The sequence below is a fragment of the Hylemonella sp. P2_B10 genome, assembly GCF_056404875.1.
Genome location: NZ_JBFUDE010000006.1, coordinates 312,954 through 327,752, shown reverse-complemented (window position 1 = coordinate 327,752; position 14,799 = coordinate 312,954). Strand labels below are relative to the sequence as shown.

Genomic DNA, 14,799 nt, shown 5'->3' with positions numbered 1-14,799 from the left:
CCCATGACTGACCCAACCGGCATCCCGTCCCTGTACCAATGGCTTGGCGGCATGGACGTGCTGCACCGCCTGACCACGCGCTTTTATGAGCATGTGAAAGCGGACCCGCTGCTGGCCCCGGTGTTTGCCCATATGGGCGCGGACCACCCCGAGCATGTGGCGGCCTTCCTGGCCGAGGTGCTGGGCGGCCCCAGCAGCTATTCGGCGCAGCATGGCGGTCACCCGCACATGATCCGTCAGCACCTGAACCGCCACCTGGAGCAGCCACAGCGCCGCCAATGGGTGACACTGCTGCTGCAGACGGCTGACGAACTCGGCTTGCCGGACGACCCCGAGTTCCGCTCCGCGTTGGTGAGTTACCTGGAATGGGGTTCGCGCCTGGCGGTCATCAACTCGCAGCCCGGCGCCACGGTGGACGAGCATGCGCCCATGCCGCATTGGGGCTGGGGTGAAGTCAAGGGTCCGTACCAGCCTTGACAGAATTCGCAGCACCATGGTGAAAACCCTAGGCCTGCGCGCGGAACTTGTTTCACTGCTGTGAATTTCAGCAAGCTGAGCACGGCGCGCGTCAATGCTGGGGGTTTGGCCTTCAGTCACAGTTTATCCACAGGCTTGTCAACCGCTGTGGGGGACATGTAGGATGAGAGCGGTAACATTCAGACATGCATTTCAGTACCTGGCTCCTCTATTTGCTGGCCTGCGTGGGCCTGTCGCTGTCTCCCGGCCCCAATGGCCTGCTGGCCTTGACACACGGTGCGCTGCATGGCCGCAACAAGGCGCTGTACACCATTGCGGGCGGTGCGCTGGGCTTCACGGTGCTGATTGCACTGTCCATGTTCGGCATAGGCGCGCTGCTGCGCGCCTCCATCACCTGGCTGACCTTGCTCAAGTGGGTGGGCGGCGCCTACCTGGTGTGGCTGGGCATCCAGGTCTGGCGTGCGCCGCCGGTGCGCCTGCAGGCACACGGTGATGCGCTACCCACACGCTCGGGCGCCTCGCTGTTCCGACAGGGCCTGCTGGCCTCGTTGACCAACCCCAAGGGCCTGCTGTTCTTTGCCGCCTTCCTGCCGCAGTTTGTGGATCCGGCGGGCAACATGCTGCTGCAGTTCTTCATCATGGCTGGCACCTTCGCCCTGACCGAGATCAGCACCGAGTTGCTGCTGGCCAGCCTGGCGCAGCGCCTGGGGCCCTGGTTGCAACGGGTGGGCCGGCGCTTCAACCAGGTCTGCGGCGGCATCTTCATGGCGCTGGGGGCGGCGTTGCCGCTGCGGGCTTGAGCGGGCGGGCGCCTACATGTCCATCGCCTGGAATACCTTCACCCCCTGGGGCGCCTTGGCCGGCGGCGCGCTGATCGGCCTGGCCGCCGCGCTGTTCGTGTTGTTCAACGGCCGCGTGGCCGGCATCAGCGGCATCGTGGGTGGCCTGCTGCGTCCGGCGCGCGGCGATGTGCTGTGGCGGTTGCTGTTCGTGGCCGGGTTGCTGGCCTCACCCTGGGTGTACCGGCTGCTGGCCCCCTGGCCCGCGATCGAGATCGCCGCCGGAGATGCGGCCTTGGTGGTTGCCGGCCTGCTGGTGGGCGTGGGCACGCGCTATGCCGCTGGTTGCACCAGCGGGCATGGCGTGTGCGGCTTGTCGCAGCTGTCGCCGCGCTCGTTGGTGGCCACGGTGGCTTTCATGGGCGCAGGTTTTGCCACCGTGGCGCTGCTGCGCCATGTGCTGGGCTGGGGTTGAGGCCGTTCATGGCGTCGCTGATCATCGCTTTGCTGGCTGGCCTGGTGTTCGGTCTGGGCCTGGTGCTGTCGGGCATGGCCAACCCGGCCAAGGTCTTGGGCTTCCTGGACCTGGGTGGCGCCTGGGACCCGTCGCTGGCCTTCGTGATGGGCGGCGCCATTGCCGTCGCCCTGCCGGCGTTTGCTTGGGCACGCAAGCGCAGCCGTTCGTTGCTGAATGAACCCATCAACCTGCCCACCGCGCGCCAGGTCGACCGGCGCCTGGTGCTGGGCAGTCTGCTGTTCGGCATCGGCTGGGGCGTTGCCGGCTTCTGCCCCGGCCCCGGCGTGGTGGCGTTGGGCATGGGGCAACCCAAGGCCCTGCTGTTCGTTGGGGCCATGCTGGCGGGCATGGTGCTGTTCGAGTGGCTGGAGCGGCGTTGAGCTCTTGCGGTGCCTTTGCTGCCGGCGTTTCGGCGTGGCGCGTTCCAATTAACCCGATGTCGCTGGGGCGCGTGGCGGAGGGAAATCAAGGAGGAGGCCCGCAGGGCCGGGGGACATTCCCGTAGCCACGCGCACCAGCGGCGTCGGCAGCCACTGACCCAGCAAGGCAGTATCGTCGCCTACCAGTTACGACTGAGCGCGCGAATGCCGATCAAGCCAGTCAAAGAACTCGCCGTACCATTGCTTCGAGTTGCGCGGCTTCAGCACCCAGTGGTTCTCGTCGGGGAACCACAGCAGGCGCGCATCCACACCCAGGCTTTTCAGCGTGTTGTAGTAGGCCAGGCCGTTGTGGTCAGGCACACGGAAATCCTGCTGGCCATGGATCACCAGCGTGGGCGTGCGCATGGCAGCGGCAAAGGTGGCGGGGCTTTGTGCCTGCACCTTGGGCAGGTCTTCCCAGTAGTTGGCGCCCAGGTCCATGGGACGGTGGGTGTAGGAGTCCGCGCTCCAGGTGGCCACGCGATCAAACACGCCGGCATGGCAGATGTAGGCGCGGTAGCGGCCGGCCGGGATGTGGCCGTTCATCCACGCCACCAGGTAGCCGCCATAGCTGCCGCCGGAGGCAAACACCTGCTTCGCATCGGCCCACGGCTGCTGCAACAGCCAGTCGGTGGCGGCCTCGACGTCCTGCAACTCCAGCTCGCCCATGCGCCCCATGATGCTGTCGCGGAACGCGAAGCCAAAGCCGCTGGAGCCGTGGTAGTTGACCTGCGCCACCACATGGCCTTTCGATGCCAGCGTGTGCGTGTTCCAGCGGTAGGCAAAGGTGTCGCCGCTGGCCGCATACGGCCCGCCGTGGATGGCGTGCAGCACCGGGTGCTTCTTGCTGGCGTCAAAGCCCGGTGGGAAGGTCAGCCACACCTGCACCGCGTCGCCCTGGGCGCCGGTGACCCAATGTTCCTGAACCTCGCCAAGCGCACAGCGCGCCAGCAGATCGTCGTTGAAACGCTCCAGACGTTGCGGTGGCGCCTGCGCCGCGTCATGCCGCAGCACACGCACCGGGTGCATCGCGCTGTCCATGGCGCTCAGCACCACGGGTGGTTCATTCAGCGGGCCACCCACGTCAAAGCCCTGCACCCAGCCGCCGCGCGCGGCCAATTCGAACGCGGCTGGTGTCTGGTCCTGTGGCCGTTCCAGACGATAGCGCCACAGGTGGCAGCGGCCATGCTCTTCGGCGGTGAAGTACACGCTGCCGCTGTCGGGTGCCCAGCGCAGCGGTGCGTTCACATGGCGATCGCGTGCATTGCTGACAGCCTGCCAGCGGCCACTGTCGCGGTCCAGCAGCGCCAGCTGGCCGAGCGCGGTGTGGCGCGGGCCGTTGTGCGCCGCGATGACGGCGATGCTGCCACCGTCAGGGCTGTAGGTGGGGGCGGCAAAGTCCCAGTCAGGCGCATCGGTCAGCAGCCGGCAGCGCCGCTTGCGCAGGTTCAACTCCACCAGCGCCAGCCGGTTGCTACCGCGCTTCAGCGGCTGGGTGTCGCAGGCAAACACGATGTGTTTGCCGTCGGGGCTGATGTCGAAGTGGCCGGCGCCCGGCTCGTCGCGTGGCAGCTCATAGCCGCTGCCTTCCAGCAGGTCGGTGACGCGGCCGCTGCCCAGCTCCAGCAGCAGCAGGTGCGCGACCCGGTCCTGCGGCAGGTTGTGGTCGAAGTAGCGGTAGTGGGCTTCGGAGGTGGCGTAGCCGCTTTCCTTACGCTCAAGGAAAGCCTTGTAGCGCTTGGCCTGCGCCTTGGCACCTTTCAGTTCAGGCCAGACCCAGGCGACGAACACGATGCCCTTGCCGTCGGGCATCCACTTGAAGCCTTCCATGCCGGGCGCGTACTGGCTGACGCGCTGCGCTTCGCCGCCGTCCGGGGCGATCACGTAGAGCTGCGGCGTGTCGTCCTTCCTGCCGTCCTGCTCGCGCCGGGCCATGAAGGCGATGCGGTCGCCCTGCGGGCTCCAGGCCGGCTGGCTATTGCGCTCGCCGCACTGCGTCAGTTGGCGCGGTGTGCCACCGGGTGCGGTGGGCAGCAGCCACAGGTGCGTGCTGGCCTTGTTGTCGTCCATGTCGTAGCGGCTGACCGAGCACACCGCCTGGGTGCCATCGGGCGCCAGCGCGAGGCCGGCGATACGCTGCAGTTGCCACAGCGTGGCGACGTTCAGGGGTTTGGACTTGCGCATGGATTGAGCCGACTTCACTTGGCGGGCAGGACGAGCTCGCGAAACCGGGCGTCGGTGTAGATGGTTTTCAGAAAACCGCGAACACTGGGCACGAAGGCATCCGAAACTTCCTTGCAAGCGTAGACAGCGCCCATGGAGACCTCGAATGGAAACTCATAGGACAGTTGCAAGGGCTGCTGCCGCCCTTGCACGGTCACCACCGCCTTGTAGATCCACTTGCCCTTAAACTGGGAATTGAAGTCCACCAACTGCGTCTGCAGCGTCAACTCCAGGCCTTCTGTCTCGGAATACAGCCCTGCGCTGGTGAGCTCATACTGCAGCGCGCCAAAGACGAACTCCTTGTACGTGACATCCTGCTGGGGCACGACGGGAAACCATCCCCGGCACCAGGTGCTCGGCTCGTCTTCTGGCCTGGAGGGCACAAACGGCGTGAGCTTCAGCTTGACTCCGGCTTCCTTGAGATCAGTCAGGGCGGCGAAGCTTTCTTCCCCCATGGAATAGGGTTGCGAGTACAGCGTCACCGGGATGGGCAAAGTCAACAGACGGCTGGCCGCGAGAACCGGCGCTGCGGACAGCAGCATGAAACCTGTCAGGACCGTGGACATGGACAACTTCATCGGCATTTCTCCCTGGTGGACGCCCTTGTTTGGGCTTGTTGCGGCATATTGTCGCGCTTTGGTTTGGAATTGTGCGTGCCATGCCTCAAAAAGACGGCAGTGCCAGCCCCAGGTAGATGGCTGCCAGCCGCACCACCACCACGGTCAGCATGCCGGCACCCATGGCCCAGCGCGTGGCCAGGCCGGCGCGCAACAGCAGCAGGTACAGCACGATGCCGGCGATGGCTGCCGTGGCATAGATGTCTTGTCGCAGGATCAGCGGCACCTTGGCGCTGAGCACGTCGCGCAGCACGCCGCCGCCGGCGCCCGTCAGCGTGCCCATCAGGATCACGACCAGCGCGCCGCAGCCGCCGGCACGTGCCACCTGCGCGCCCGACAGCGCGAACAGCGCCAGACCGAACGCATCTGCCAGCAACAGCGCCTGCCGCGGCACAGGGAGCAGCTGCACCCACAGCACCGTGATGAGCGTGGCGGCAATGATGACCAGCAGCGGCCGGCTGTCCTGGATCCAGAACACCGGGTGGCGGTTCAGCAGCAGGTCGCGCAGCGTGCCGCCACCCACGGCGGTGACAGAGGCCAGCACCAGCACGCCCAGCAGGTCCAGGTGCGCGGCCATGGCGGCCAGCGTGCCGCTGGTGGCAAACACGGCCACGCCCATCAGGTCGAGGATGTAGAACAGCACCGCGCGCTACACCGGTTGCGCGGTGGCCAGCCTCGCGGGCAGCGGCCGCAGCAGCGCCCACAGCGTGTAGCCGCCGATCAGCGTGCCAATGGGGAACTTCAGCAACATCAGCCCATTGACCAGGATCAGCCAGATGCGCGCCACTTGCGAGCCGCGCAGGAAGCAGACGGCGGCAACCAGGTTCACCCCCGCGACCAACGCGAACCCGGCCAAAATGGCGCCGCCAAAGGCAGCGATGAAGCGCATCAGCTCGTTGTGCGTGCCCAGCAATGCGATCAGGCTACCCAGGAACATCGCCATCAGAGAGATCACGAACAACTCGAACAGGCTGAGCGCGATGGACAGGGCGGCGGCTACCTTGCAGTGGATGTCCATGGTCTTTTCTCAATGCGCGCGGTGGGCTGTATTGTCGCGCTTCAGCATGGCCCACAGGAAGCTGTAGGTGATGGCCGACATGTCGGCGCGCTGCGCGTTGTCGGCCGCGCCGCCGTGGCCGCCTTCGATGTTCTCGTAGTACCAGACGTTGGCATGGCCCTGGCCCAGCATCTTCGCCGCCATCTTGCGCGCGTGGCCGGGGTGCACGCGGTCGTCGCGGGTGGAGGTGATGAACAACACGTTGGGGTAGGTGACGCCGGGTTGGACATTCTGGTAGGGTGAGTACCGGCTGATGAAGGCCCATTCGTCCGGCACATCCGGGTCGCCGTACTCGCCCATCCACGAGGCGCCGGCCAGCAGCTGGTGGTAACGCCGCATGTCCAGCAGCGGCACCTGGCTGACCACGGCGTTGAACAGCTCGGGGCGCTGCGTCAGCGCCACGCCGGCCAGCAGGCCACCGTTGCTGCCGCCCATGGCACCCAGGTGGCGGTTGCTGGTGAGGTTGCGCCGAATCAGGTCTTCGGCCACGGCGGCGAAGTCGTCATAAGCGCGCTGGCGGTGGGCCTTCAGCGCTGCCTGATGCCAGCGCGGGCCGAATTCGCCGCCGCCACGGATGTTGGCCACCACGTAGACGCCGCCCTTGTCCAGCCAGGCCTGTCCCAAGCCGCCGGAGTAGGCCGGCGTCAGCGAGATTTCGAAACCGCCGTAGCCGTAGAGCAACGTGGGGTTGGCACCATCCAGGGCCAGGTCCTTGCGCTTGACGACGAAGTACGGCACTTGTGTGCCGTCCTTGGACGTGGCCAGATGTTGCAGGGTTTCGTACGGCGTGGCATCGAAGAAGGCCGGCGTGCTCTTCAGCAGTGCGCGCTGGTCGCTGCCCGCCCGTGCCAGCAGGTAGACACTGGGCGTCAGGTAGTCGGAGTAGCTGAGCCAATAGGTGTCGGACGCCTGCTCGTCCACGGCATGCGCGCTCACCGCGCCCAGCGTGGGCAGTGCCACGGTGCGCTGGGTCCACTGGCCATCGGCACCCAGGCGCCATTCGACCAGCTTGCTTTTCACATTGTCCAGCGAGGTCACCAGCACGCAGTGCTGCGTCACCGCATAGGTCTCCAGCGAGGTGCTGTCGTTGGGCGTGAACAGCAGCTTGAAGTCACGCTTGCCCTGGTGCAGAAAAGCTTCGAAGTCCGCCGCCAGCAGGCTGCCGGCCGGGTAGGTGGTACCGCCGGTGGCCCACGGCTGTCGCAGGCTGACCAGCATCTGCTGGCCGAAGAAGCCCAGGCTGGCCTGTGCCGGCAGGTCCAGCTTGACAAGTTGCTCGTCGCCTTGCACCAGGTAATGCTCGGCGTCGTAAAAGGTGATGGCGCGGTGCACCAGCGCATGGCGCACACCACCGTGCTCGCTGGTGTAAGCGCTGACGGCCACGTCGCTGGCCCGGCCTTCGAACAGCGTCCTGGCTTCACTCAGCGGCGTGCCGCGCTGCCACAGCTTGACGATGCGCGGGTAGCCGGATTCGGTCAGCGAACCGGGGCCAAAGTCTGTGCCCACGAACAGCGTGTCACGGTCACGCCAGGCGATGTCGGTCTTGGCCTCGGGCAGCGTGAAGGCTTGCGGCCCGGTGATGAAGCTCTGCGTGGCGAGGTCGAATTCGCGCAGCTCGGCAGCGTCTGCGCCGCCGCGTGACAGCGCCACCAGGCAGCGGTCGTGCTGCGGGTGGCGGCAATGCGCGCCCTTGAAGACCCAGTTTTCGTTCTCCTGCGCAGCCAGCGCATCCACATCCAGCACGGTCTGCCAGGCTGGTTCCGTCTTGCGGTACTCGGCCAGCGTGGTCTTGCGCCAGATGCCTTTGGGGTGCTGCGCGTCGGTCCAGAAGTTGTAGTAATGCTCACCCATCATGTCCAGCGTGGGGATGCGGTCCTTGTTGTCCAGCACCTTCAGCAGCTCGGTGCGCAACGTCTGGAAGCCGGGGTCCGTCGCCAGCCGCTCGCGTGTCAGCTGGTTCTGGGCCTTGACCCAGTCCAGCGCCTGTTCGCCGGTGACCTCCTCCAGCCATTCGTAGGGGTCTGGCGCGTTGGTGGGAAATGTTGTTTTTTGGGTCATGGAAACGGGTTTGGCAGCGCTGGCAGTATAGGGGCCGCGTTGCCGCTGCTACGATTCATGGTCGCACACGGCATGCCTCACCATGCGTGGATGCCGTGGACCCAAAAAAGACAGTTTCAGGGAGTGAAGAAATGAACCAATCCGTGTGTCACGCGGGCGGCCGCATGCCGTTCGCAGCCAAGGGCTTGCTGGCCCTGGCCCTGCTGGCGGGCGCCGCAGGCGTTGCCCAGGCGCAGCAAACCTCCAACTGGCGTTTCTATGCGGGCGGCGGCATGGCCAGTGGGGGCGAGGTCTTGGCCTCGGGCACCATCGTCAACGTGCAGAACGGCAACACCATCCCCTTCAAGATCAAGCCAGCGGGCGATTTGCAGTTTCGCATCGGCGCGGACTACCGGCTGAACGAGCGCTTCTCGGTGCAGGCCGCGATCGGCCATGGCAACAGCGACCCCATGGGCACCAACGGCAGCCTGAGCATGACCACCATCCCGTGGGAGTTCACCGGCTTCTTCAACATCACCGACGCCTTGCGCATCGGCGGTGGCTACCGCCGCTCGTATGCCGACCTGTCGGCCACCGGCGTAGGCCTGGGCTGGCAAGGTCTGGGCCGGTACAACAGCAACAACGGTGCAGTGTTGGAGGTGCAGTACCTGTGGTCTAACTCGGGTCCCACCAACGCGGCCAAGACACAGTTTGGCCTGAGCCTGCGCGCGGTGTCCGAGACCTTCTCGCAGGGCGGCAACTCGTTCAGCGGCAACCACTACGAAGTGGGCGTGGCGCTGTACTACTGAGGAACTACGGCTGCGTAGCTGGCGCCGGCCACAGCAGCCGGCGCATGCCCAGCAGCCCCAGCACGGGGCCGGGCAGCAGCAGCCAGGCCACCTGGCTGCCCAGCACCGGCAGTGCCGAGGTGGCCAGCCCAATGGCAAACAGCGTGAGGAAGAAGCCCAGGCTGTTTTGCAGCGCCAGCGCGGCGCCCACCAGTTCGGGCGGGCACGCGGCCACCGACAGCGCCGAAAACTGCGGCGAATCGGCCACCACCGCGAAGCCCCACAGCAGCATGGCCACCAGCAGCAGCGGCACCGGCAGGCCCTGCAGCAGCGGGAACAGCGCGCACATCAGCCCCGAGGTGGCCAGTGCCCAGCCGGCCACCCGTGCGCTGCCCAGGCGACGGCTGAGCACGCCGCCGGCAATGCAGCCCAGCGTGCCCATGGCGATGACGGCAAAGGACCAGCCCGAGACCTGCATGCGCGTGTCCACACCGGGCTGGCTGAGCACCGCTGCCATCAGCAGCGGCACCAGCGTCCAGAAGGCGTACAGCTCCCACATGTGGCCGAAGTAGCCCAGCGCCGAGGCGCGAAAGGCCGGCCGCTTGAAGGCGCTGAGCACGTGTGGCCGAGGCGGGTTGCCTGTACCCGTGTTGGGCGTGCGCGGTTTCAGATACGGCCCATCGCCCAGCAGCGCGATCAACAGCGCGGCCAGCAGCGCCAGCGCGGACGAGGTCAATATCACCCCCTGCCAGGACAGGTGGGCACCCATGGTGCGTATGCCGTGCGGCAACGCGGTGCCCAGCGTCAGCATGCCCACCAGCAAGCCCAGGGATTGCCCGGCGCGCTGCGGTGCCCAGCCGACCACCAGCTTCATGCCCAGCGGGTAGATGCCGGCCAGCGACAGGCCGACGGCAAAGCGCAATGCCATGGCGCCGTGCAGGTCCTGCGCCAGCAATGCAAAGGCGGCGTTGAAGCCCGCGCCGGCCACGGCGCAGACAGCAAAGATGCGGCTGGCGGGAAAGCGGTCGGCCAGGCCGCTGAGCGCGAAGCCCAGCGTGCCGGTGATGAAGCCGGCCTGCACCGCATTGGTCAGCCAACCCAGGTCGGACGCGCTGAGGTGCCACAGGCGCTGCAGGTCGTCGGCCGCGCTGTTGGCGCTGAACCACAGCGACGTGCCGCACAGCTGTGCCAGCACGATCCACAGCACCGGGGTGCGCCGCATCGCCGCCGCCAGTCTTTCAGTGGGGCTTCACGGGGCGGCGAGGGCGGGGGCGCCGTTCAGCGCAGCTGGCTCTGCTGCTCGATGATGCGCGACACGATGCCGTAGTTGATGGCCTCTTCGGCGCTCATCCAGTAGTCACGTTCCATGTCGGCCAGCACCGTCTCGTAGGTCTTGCCGGTCTGCTTGGCGATCACGCGCGCCAGGCGCTCGCGCGTCTTGATGATCTCACGCGCCTGGATGGCGATGTCGCTGGCCTGGCCACCAGCGCCGCCGGCCGGCTGGTGGATCATGAAGCGGGTGTTGGGCATGCACACGCGGCGCTCTTTCGGCGGCGACAGGAAGATGTGCGCACCGGCGCTGGCCACCCAGCCGGTGCCCACCGTGGTGACAGGCGCACGCACGAAGCGGATCATGTCGTGGATGGCGTCACCCGACTCCACATGCCCGCCGGGCGAGGAAATCAGCATGGTGATGGGCGCGTCGGAATCCTCAGACAGCGCCAGCAGTCGGCGGCAGACGGCGTGCGCCAGTTTGTCGTTGATCTCGCCAAACACCATCACATAGCGCGATTTGAAGGAGAGTTGCTCTTCCATGCGGTCGGGGCGGGCGTCGGGGCTGGCATCGCCCTTCTTGCCGGGCTTGTCGTCTTCGTCGTCGTGGTCGTTCAGGTAGATATTGCTCATGGTGAATCCTGTCTTTCGTGGCGCAATGATAGCCCTTGGCACAATCCGTTCATGGAGTACCGAGAATTCCCCGCTCCCGCCGGCCTGGCGCCTCGGCTGCGCTGTATATGGGTGTTTGAGGGGCGGTTTAAAGAGCCGCATGACGAATGCATCGCGCCGGACGGCTCGCCAGAGCTGATTTTCCATTTCGGTAAGCCGTATGAAGAGGCGGATGGGCAGGGTGGTTGGCGTGCCCAGCCGCGCGCGCTGCTGGCCGGCAACCTCACCAAGCCGCTGGTGCTGCGCGCCAAAGGGCAAGTGGGTGTGCTGGGGTTGCGGTTGTGGCCGCATGCGGTGAGCCAGTTCACCGATCTGTCCCCGCCGCAGACGCTGGACACCCGGTTGCCGCTGGCGCCTGGCGCGGCGCGTTGGGCGGCGCAGGCGATCAAGGCCTTGGCCAACGACAGTTCGGAGTCGATGGTAATGGGGCTGGCGCAACAACTGGTCGCGCGCCTGGCCAAGCCGGATGCCGCGCCGGACGCAGCGGCGGCCTGGGCCGTGCTGGAGCTGTTTGCCAGCCAGGGCCAGGCGCCGCTGGCCGGGTTGGCGGCGGCGGTGAACCTGTCGCCGCGGCAGTTCCAGCGCCGCATCACCCAGGTCACCGGCATGGCACCCAAGCTGCTGGCCTCCATCATCCGCTTCCGCGCGGTGTTCGACCAGGTCAACGCCGGCCGGCCCAGCCCGTGGCTGGACGCCGCGCTGGCCACCGGTTTTTTCGACCAGGCGCACATGATCCGAGCCTTCCGCCGCTTTGCCGGCAGCCCGCCGCGCGCTTACCTGCACAAGGCGGGCGTGCTGTCGGCGGCACTGGTGGCGCCGCGCTGAAACCCCGTGGTTGCCGGCGTGTCGTTTTTGTACAAGACGGCGCGCCGCTGCTGGCCTACAGTCTGCCTATCAAGAACATGCAACTGGAGTCTTTCCCATGCGATACATGACCACACGTGGCGGCTTCCGGGCTCTCGCCGTCGGCCTGCTTTTGCTCTGCGTCAGTTGGGCGCAGGCCCAGGACGTGGCTGGCCTTGCCTTCATGTCCGGCCACTGGTCCGAGGTGAAAGACGCGACTGAGGTGCAGGAAATCTGGGCCGGCCCCAAGGCCGAGCTGATGGTGGCGGTGAACCTGACACAGACGCGCGCCGGCAAAGGGGAGTTCGAGTTCCTGCGCATCGCACGCGGCGAGGATGGCCGCATCACCTACTTCGCCAGCCCCGGTGGCCGCAGCCCGGCCACGCCGTTTCCGCTGAAGGAGCTCACGGCCAACCGCGTGGTGTTCGAAAACCCGGAGCGCGCTTTTCCGCGCCGCATCATCTACCAGCGGCGCGACAGCGACACGCTGGTGGCACGCATTGAGGGCAGCATCAACGGGCAGGAGCGCGTGCAGGAGTGGACCTTCAAGCGCATGGCGCCCTGAAGTACCGGCCGCAACTGGGTCGCGTCAAAGGTCCGGCGCCACCGGCCCATCCTTCAGTAGGCTGGTGTCCAGCGTGCGCATGCCACCCAGCCAGATGGCGCGCTCGGTATGGTCCAGCAGCTCGTTGTCGCTCAACGGATGGATGAACAGCACCAGGCCCCGGCGGTGCACGGCCAGCCAGGGCAGGATGTGGCCGAACAGCTCGGGCATGAACGAGATCTGGCAGCTCCAGTCCGGGTGCGGTCCCACCGGTTTTTCATGCAGGCGGCCCAGTTTCACCTGGGGATAGCGTTCTTTGGCGGCAGCCGTCAGGTCCCGCGCCAACGCAAAGGTGCTGGCGTCGTAGTACACGTGGGCGTGGTAGCCGTGGATGTGGGGCATGGGCGTGCGGCCGGTCAACCGTTGCCCGGGCGGCAGTGCTTCGGGCAATGGGGGCAGTGGCGCTGGCGCAAAGCTCTCGGGTGCGTCGCCGTTCATGTCAGCTCCAGGGTTGTGCGCACGGCGCCGGCCTTGGCATGGCGCACGATGATGTCCACCTTGCCGCCTTGCGGTGCATTGACCACCCACACCAGCTTGGCGCGGTCGGCAGTGGGGTGGCTGTCGCTCCAGAAGCTGGTCAGCGTGTGCTTGTAGGCGCGGCCTTCCAGCTCGCCGGCGAATTCGCGCGCCTTGCCGGCCAGCAGCCGGGCAGCCTCGGGCAGGGTGATCTCGCCAATCAGTCCCCGGCTTTGCTTGCGCTGCAAGGCGCGCTTGCTCACATAAGAGGGCAGGTGGCCGGTGTTTTGCACCCCCACCTCGATGCGCCAGGTGCCATCAGCCGCCTTGTCGGCCTTGGCGTGCACCAGCTCCAGCTTGGGCGAGGTCAGCGTGTTGTACAGCACCCAGTCGGGGAACTTGGCGATCTCGCGCTCCAGCAGGTGCGGCGGCGGGTTGCGAAAGGCGTAGAAGGCGTTCCAGCCGCCCAGTTCCACCTCGCCCAGCTGCGGGTGGGTGTAGGGGTACCAGGTGACGTAGCCCTTGCCGTCCAGCTCCTTGTCGGCCCAGGCCAGCAGCTTCAGATCGTCTGCCACCGGGTGCTTGCGGAACCAGTCGATGTACTTGTAGTCGGTGATGCCGGCCTCGCGCATCGGGCACCAGATCTCTATTGTCCATTTGTACAGGCCCAGGTGCTCGTAGATCCACTCGAAGGTGCCGGTGGTCACCTCCTTCGGGTGGTAACGGAACTCGTGGTAGTTGCTGATGGCCGGGTAGCCAGTGATGGCAGTGCCACGCTCGCCCTGCTGCTGGTACACCCACAGGTCTTCGGCTGGCATCTCGTCGTCCGGCTGCGAGCCGAAAGGCCGCAGCAGCACGCCGCTCCAGGTGTGGAAGGTGATGCCGCCGCTGATGTTGCCGCGCTCGGTGATGAACTGCACCACCGCGCGCACCTCGGGCTCTGACGTCGGGTAGGGCCCGGCGCCGGACTGCTCATGCTCCTGCCGCCAGCCGCCGGGGAAGTTGCGGTTCAGGTCCAGCCCCTCTTTCTCGGGGTTGACCTTGATGCTGAAGCCATCGTAGTCGCGCAGCTGCCCCTCGGGCAGGATGCGGTAGTAGGTGCCGCCGGCCTCCACGTGGTCGCGCGCCACCATCAGGCGCGGCTCGTCGGCGTGGCATTTCCAGTTGCCGTTCGGGTCCTTCACCCGCATCATCAGCACGCGGCCGTCGCCGTCCATGTCCTGCACGTCCATGCCGTCTACCGGTTCCTCGTCGTGCGGGTAGGGGCGGGTGGAGGAACGTATCAGCTTCGGGCTGTCGCGCAGCGCCCACTCCGCGCCGTCAGGGTTCATGCGCGGGCAGACGTAGATGGCGCGGCTGTCCAGGGCCCGGGTGATGTCCTCGCGCTTGCCGTATTCGCGCGTCAGCATGTCCAGCAGGTACAGCGCGGCGGCGCTGGCGGCCAATTCGCTGGCGTGGATGTTGGCGTCCACCCAATAAGCAGGCTTGTCGGCAGCGGGGCCGGTGGCCTGGTTGGTGGCTGTCAGCACCCAGATGTCGCGGCCCTCATGGCTCTTGCCAATGCTCTCCATGGACAGCAGCTGCGGGAACTTGGCTGTGAGGTGGCGCAGCAGTGCGGTGAACTCCTCAAAGCGGTAGTAGCGGTTGTATTGAATCTGCATGGGGCAGAAGGATAGCGCAGCGGCGCCTCACAGTCGGTTTGGGGATGCGCAAGGCTTCACCGATTCGGTAGAAACAAATGGGAACACTTTGTTCCAAATGGTAGGAAACATGTGATCCGAAATACGCCATGCTTGGGGCGATTCCCCAGGAGCTACCCATGACCAACCCACCTGCAAGCAACGACCTGGAACAGCAACGGCAGCGAGAGTGGCTGGCCGGCAACCGCCGGGTCTATCCCGACGAAGTGGATTATGGCGACAAGGGCAGGGCGCAGGCCGATGCCGGCCGAGAACGCCGCGCTTTGTCTGACGGCAGGGCGGGCGGCCATCGGTGGGGAAAAAATGGCCCGCAACAGCGGGCCATGGCGTGAAAGCCC

General features: G+C 66.4%; 17 protein-coding genes. 8 read left to right on the top strand and 9 right to left on the bottom strand.

The genetic code is table 11. The features are described 5' to 3' along the window. The first annotated feature begins 3 nt into the window (after positions 1 to 3). The 4 genes from AC1DX2_RS24345 to AC1DX2_RS24330 all read left to right on the top strand — a co-directional run bounded on the left by AC1DX2_RS24345 (position 4) and on the right by AC1DX2_RS24330 (position 2,153). Complete coding sequence (locus AC1DX2_RS24345; protein ID WP_477199017.1) at positions 4 to 477, top strand: group II truncated hemoglobin; 474 nt, start codon at positions 4 to 6, stop codon at positions 475 to 477. Between the two features lie 185 nt (positions 478 to 662). Further along, on the top strand, positions 663 to 1,277 hold the full coding sequence (locus AC1DX2_RS24340; protein WP_477199016.1) for a LysE family translocator: 615 nt from the start codon (positions 663 to 665) through the stop codon (positions 1,275 to 1,277). A 16-nt stretch (positions 1,278 to 1,293) separates the two neighbouring features. Then, positions 1,294 to 1,731 carry a YeeE/YedE family protein gene (locus tag AC1DX2_RS24335; protein ID WP_477199015.1) on the top strand — a complete coding sequence of 146 codons (438 nt, stop codon included), beginning with the start codon at positions 1,294 to 1,296 and terminating at the stop codon, positions 1,729 to 1,731. A gap of 8 nt (positions 1,732 to 1,739) precedes the next feature. After that, on the top strand, positions 1,740 to 2,153 hold the full coding sequence (locus AC1DX2_RS24330; protein WP_477199014.1) for a DUF6691 family protein: 414 nt from the start codon (positions 1,740 to 1,742) through the stop codon (positions 2,151 to 2,153). A 186-nt stretch (positions 2,154 to 2,339) separates the two neighbouring features. On the opposite strand, the gene AC1DX2_RS24325 is transcribed toward AC1DX2_RS24330, so the two are convergent. From AC1DX2_RS24325 to AC1DX2_RS24305, 5 genes are all read right to left on the bottom strand, one after another. Continuing rightward, positions 2,340 to 4,376, bottom strand: coding sequence for a dipeptidyl-peptidase 5 (locus AC1DX2_RS24325; protein WP_477199013.1), 2,037 nt, complete (start codon positions 4,374 to 4,376; stop codon positions 2,340 to 2,342). Between the two features lie 14 nt (positions 4,377 to 4,390). Next, on the bottom strand, positions 4,391 to 4,981 hold the full coding sequence (locus tag AC1DX2_RS24320; protein WP_477199012.1) for a hypothetical protein: 591 nt from the start codon (positions 4,979 to 4,981) through the stop codon (positions 4,391 to 4,393). A gap of 97 nt (positions 4,982 to 5,078) precedes the next feature. Beyond that, positions 5,079 to 5,675, bottom strand: coding sequence for a trimeric intracellular cation channel family protein (locus tag AC1DX2_RS24315; RefSeq protein WP_477199011.1), 597 nt, complete (start codon positions 5,673 to 5,675; stop codon positions 5,079 to 5,081). Between the two features lie 6 nt (positions 5,676 to 5,681). After that, a complete protein-coding gene (locus AC1DX2_RS24310) occupies positions 5,682 to 6,050 on the bottom strand; it encodes a hypothetical protein (protein ID WP_477199010.1) in 369 nt (122 codons plus the stop codon). Positions 6,051 to 6,059: 9 nt separating this feature from the next. Continuing rightward, positions 6,060 to 8,147, bottom strand: coding sequence for a prolyl oligopeptidase family serine peptidase (locus AC1DX2_RS24305; protein WP_477199009.1), 2,088 nt, complete (start codon positions 8,145 to 8,147; stop codon positions 6,060 to 6,062). Positions 8,148 to 8,278: 131 nt separating this feature from the next. Here AC1DX2_RS24305 and AC1DX2_RS24300 point away from each other — a divergent pair, with 131 nt between their 5' ends. Beyond that, positions 8,279 to 8,935: a hypothetical protein gene (locus tag AC1DX2_RS24300; RefSeq protein WP_477199008.1), complete on the top strand. Its 657-nt coding sequence runs from the start codon at positions 8,279 to 8,281 to the stop codon at positions 8,933 to 8,935. Positions 8,936 to 8,939: 4 nt separating this feature from the next. Here AC1DX2_RS24300 and AC1DX2_RS24295 read toward each other — a convergent pair whose 3' ends face one another. Next, positions 8,940 to 10,136 carry an MFS transporter gene (locus tag AC1DX2_RS24295; RefSeq protein ID WP_477199007.1) on the bottom strand — a complete coding sequence of 399 codons (1,197 nt, stop codon included), beginning with the start codon at positions 10,134 to 10,136 and terminating at the stop codon, positions 8,940 to 8,942. A gap of 56 nt (positions 10,137 to 10,192) precedes the next feature. Further along, positions 10,193 to 10,819, bottom strand: a complete 627-nt coding sequence (locus AC1DX2_RS24290) for an ATP-dependent Clp protease proteolytic subunit (RefSeq protein WP_477199006.1) — start codon at positions 10,817 to 10,819, stop codon at positions 10,193 to 10,195. Positions 10,820 to 10,870: 51 nt separating this feature from the next. Here AC1DX2_RS24290 and AC1DX2_RS24285 point away from each other — a divergent pair, with 51 nt between their 5' ends. Next, a complete protein-coding gene (locus AC1DX2_RS24285; RefSeq protein ID WP_477199005.1) occupies positions 10,871 to 11,683 on the top strand; it encodes an AraC family transcriptional regulator in 813 nt (270 codons plus the stop codon). Between the two features lie 97 nt (positions 11,684 to 11,780). Next, entirely contained in the window at positions 11,781 to 12,266 is a 486-nt protein-coding gene (locus AC1DX2_RS24280; protein ID WP_477199004.1) for a DUF6265 family protein, read from the top strand. A 24-nt stretch (positions 12,267 to 12,290) separates the two neighbouring features. On the opposite strand, the gene AC1DX2_RS24275 is transcribed toward AC1DX2_RS24280, so the two are convergent. Together AC1DX2_RS24275 and AC1DX2_RS24270 are read right to left on the bottom strand one after the other, a co-directional pair. Then, positions 12,291 to 12,743 (bottom strand): DOPA 4,5-dioxygenase family protein, encoded by a 453-nt coding sequence (locus tag AC1DX2_RS24275; protein ID WP_477199003.1) that lies wholly within the window; start codon positions 12,741 to 12,743, stop codon positions 12,291 to 12,293. Further along, entirely contained in the window at positions 12,740 to 14,422 is a 1,683-nt protein-coding gene (locus tag AC1DX2_RS24270) for a M14 family metallopeptidase (RefSeq protein WP_477199002.1), read from the bottom strand. Before AC1DX2_RS24270 ends, AC1DX2_RS24275 begins: the two co-directional genes overlap by 4 nt. Before the next feature lie 158 nt (positions 14,423 to 14,580). Here AC1DX2_RS24270 and AC1DX2_RS24265 point away from each other — a divergent pair, with 158 nt between their 5' ends. After that, positions 14,581 to 14,793, top strand: coding sequence for a hypothetical protein (locus AC1DX2_RS24265; RefSeq protein WP_477199001.1), 213 nt, complete (start codon positions 14,581 to 14,583; stop codon positions 14,791 to 14,793). Positions 14,794 to 14,799 lie beyond the last annotated feature (6 nt).

Bases quoted from the DNA above. Each gene is read 5' to 3' on its own strand.
- AC1DX2_RS24345 (WP_477199017.1), top strand. From the start codon at position 4: ATGACTGACCCAACCGGCATCCCGTCCCTGTACCAATGGCTTGGCGGC.
- AC1DX2_RS24340 (WP_477199016.1), top strand. From the start codon at position 663: ATGCATTTCAGTACCTGGCTCCTCTATTTGCTGGCCTGCGTGGGCCTG.
- AC1DX2_RS24335 (WP_477199015.1), top strand. From the start codon at position 1,294: ATGTCCATCGCCTGGAATACCTTCACCCCCTGGGGCGCCTTGGCCGGC.
- AC1DX2_RS24330 (WP_477199014.1), top strand. From the start codon at position 1,740: ATGGCGTCGCTGATCATCGCTTTGCTGGCTGGCCTGGTGTTCGGTCTG.
- AC1DX2_RS24325 (WP_477199013.1), bottom strand. From the start codon at position 4,376: ATGCGCAAGTCCAAACCCCTGAACGTCGCCACGCTGTGGCAACTGCAG.
- AC1DX2_RS24320 (WP_477199012.1), bottom strand. From the start codon at position 4,981: ATGTCCACGGTCCTGACAGGTTTCATGCTGCTGTCCGCAGCGCCGGTT.
- AC1DX2_RS24310 (WP_477199010.1), bottom strand. From the start codon at position 6,050: ATGGACATCCACTGCAAGGTAGCCGCCGCCCTGTCCATCGCGCTCAGC.
- AC1DX2_RS24305 (WP_477199009.1), bottom strand. From the start codon at position 8,147: ATGACCCAAAAAACAACATTTCCCACCAACGCGCCAGACCCCTACGAA.
- AC1DX2_RS24300 (WP_477199008.1), top strand. From the start codon at position 8,279: ATGAACCAATCCGTGTGTCACGCGGGCGGCCGCATGCCGTTCGCAGCC.
- AC1DX2_RS24295 (WP_477199007.1), bottom strand. From the start codon at position 10,136: ATGCGGCGCACCCCGGTGCTGTGGATCGTGCTGGCACAGCTGTGCGGC.
- AC1DX2_RS24290 (WP_477199006.1), bottom strand. From the start codon at position 10,819: ATGAGCAATATCTACCTGAACGACCACGACGACGAAGACGACAAGCCC.
- AC1DX2_RS24285 (WP_477199005.1), top strand. From the start codon at position 10,871: ATGGAGTACCGAGAATTCCCCGCTCCCGCCGGCCTGGCGCCTCGGCTG.
- AC1DX2_RS24280 (WP_477199004.1), top strand. From the start codon at position 11,781: ATGCGATACATGACCACACGTGGCGGCTTCCGGGCTCTCGCCGTCGGC.
- AC1DX2_RS24275 (WP_477199003.1), bottom strand. From the start codon at position 12,743: ATGAACGGCGACGCACCCGAGAGCTTTGCGCCAGCGCCACTGCCCCCA.
- AC1DX2_RS24270 (WP_477199002.1), bottom strand. From the start codon at position 14,422: ATGCAGATTCAATACAACCGCTACTACCGCTTTGAGGAGTTCACCGCA.
- AC1DX2_RS24265 (WP_477199001.1), top strand. From the start codon at position 14,581: ATGACCAACCCACCTGCAAGCAACGACCTGGAACAGCAACGGCAGCGA.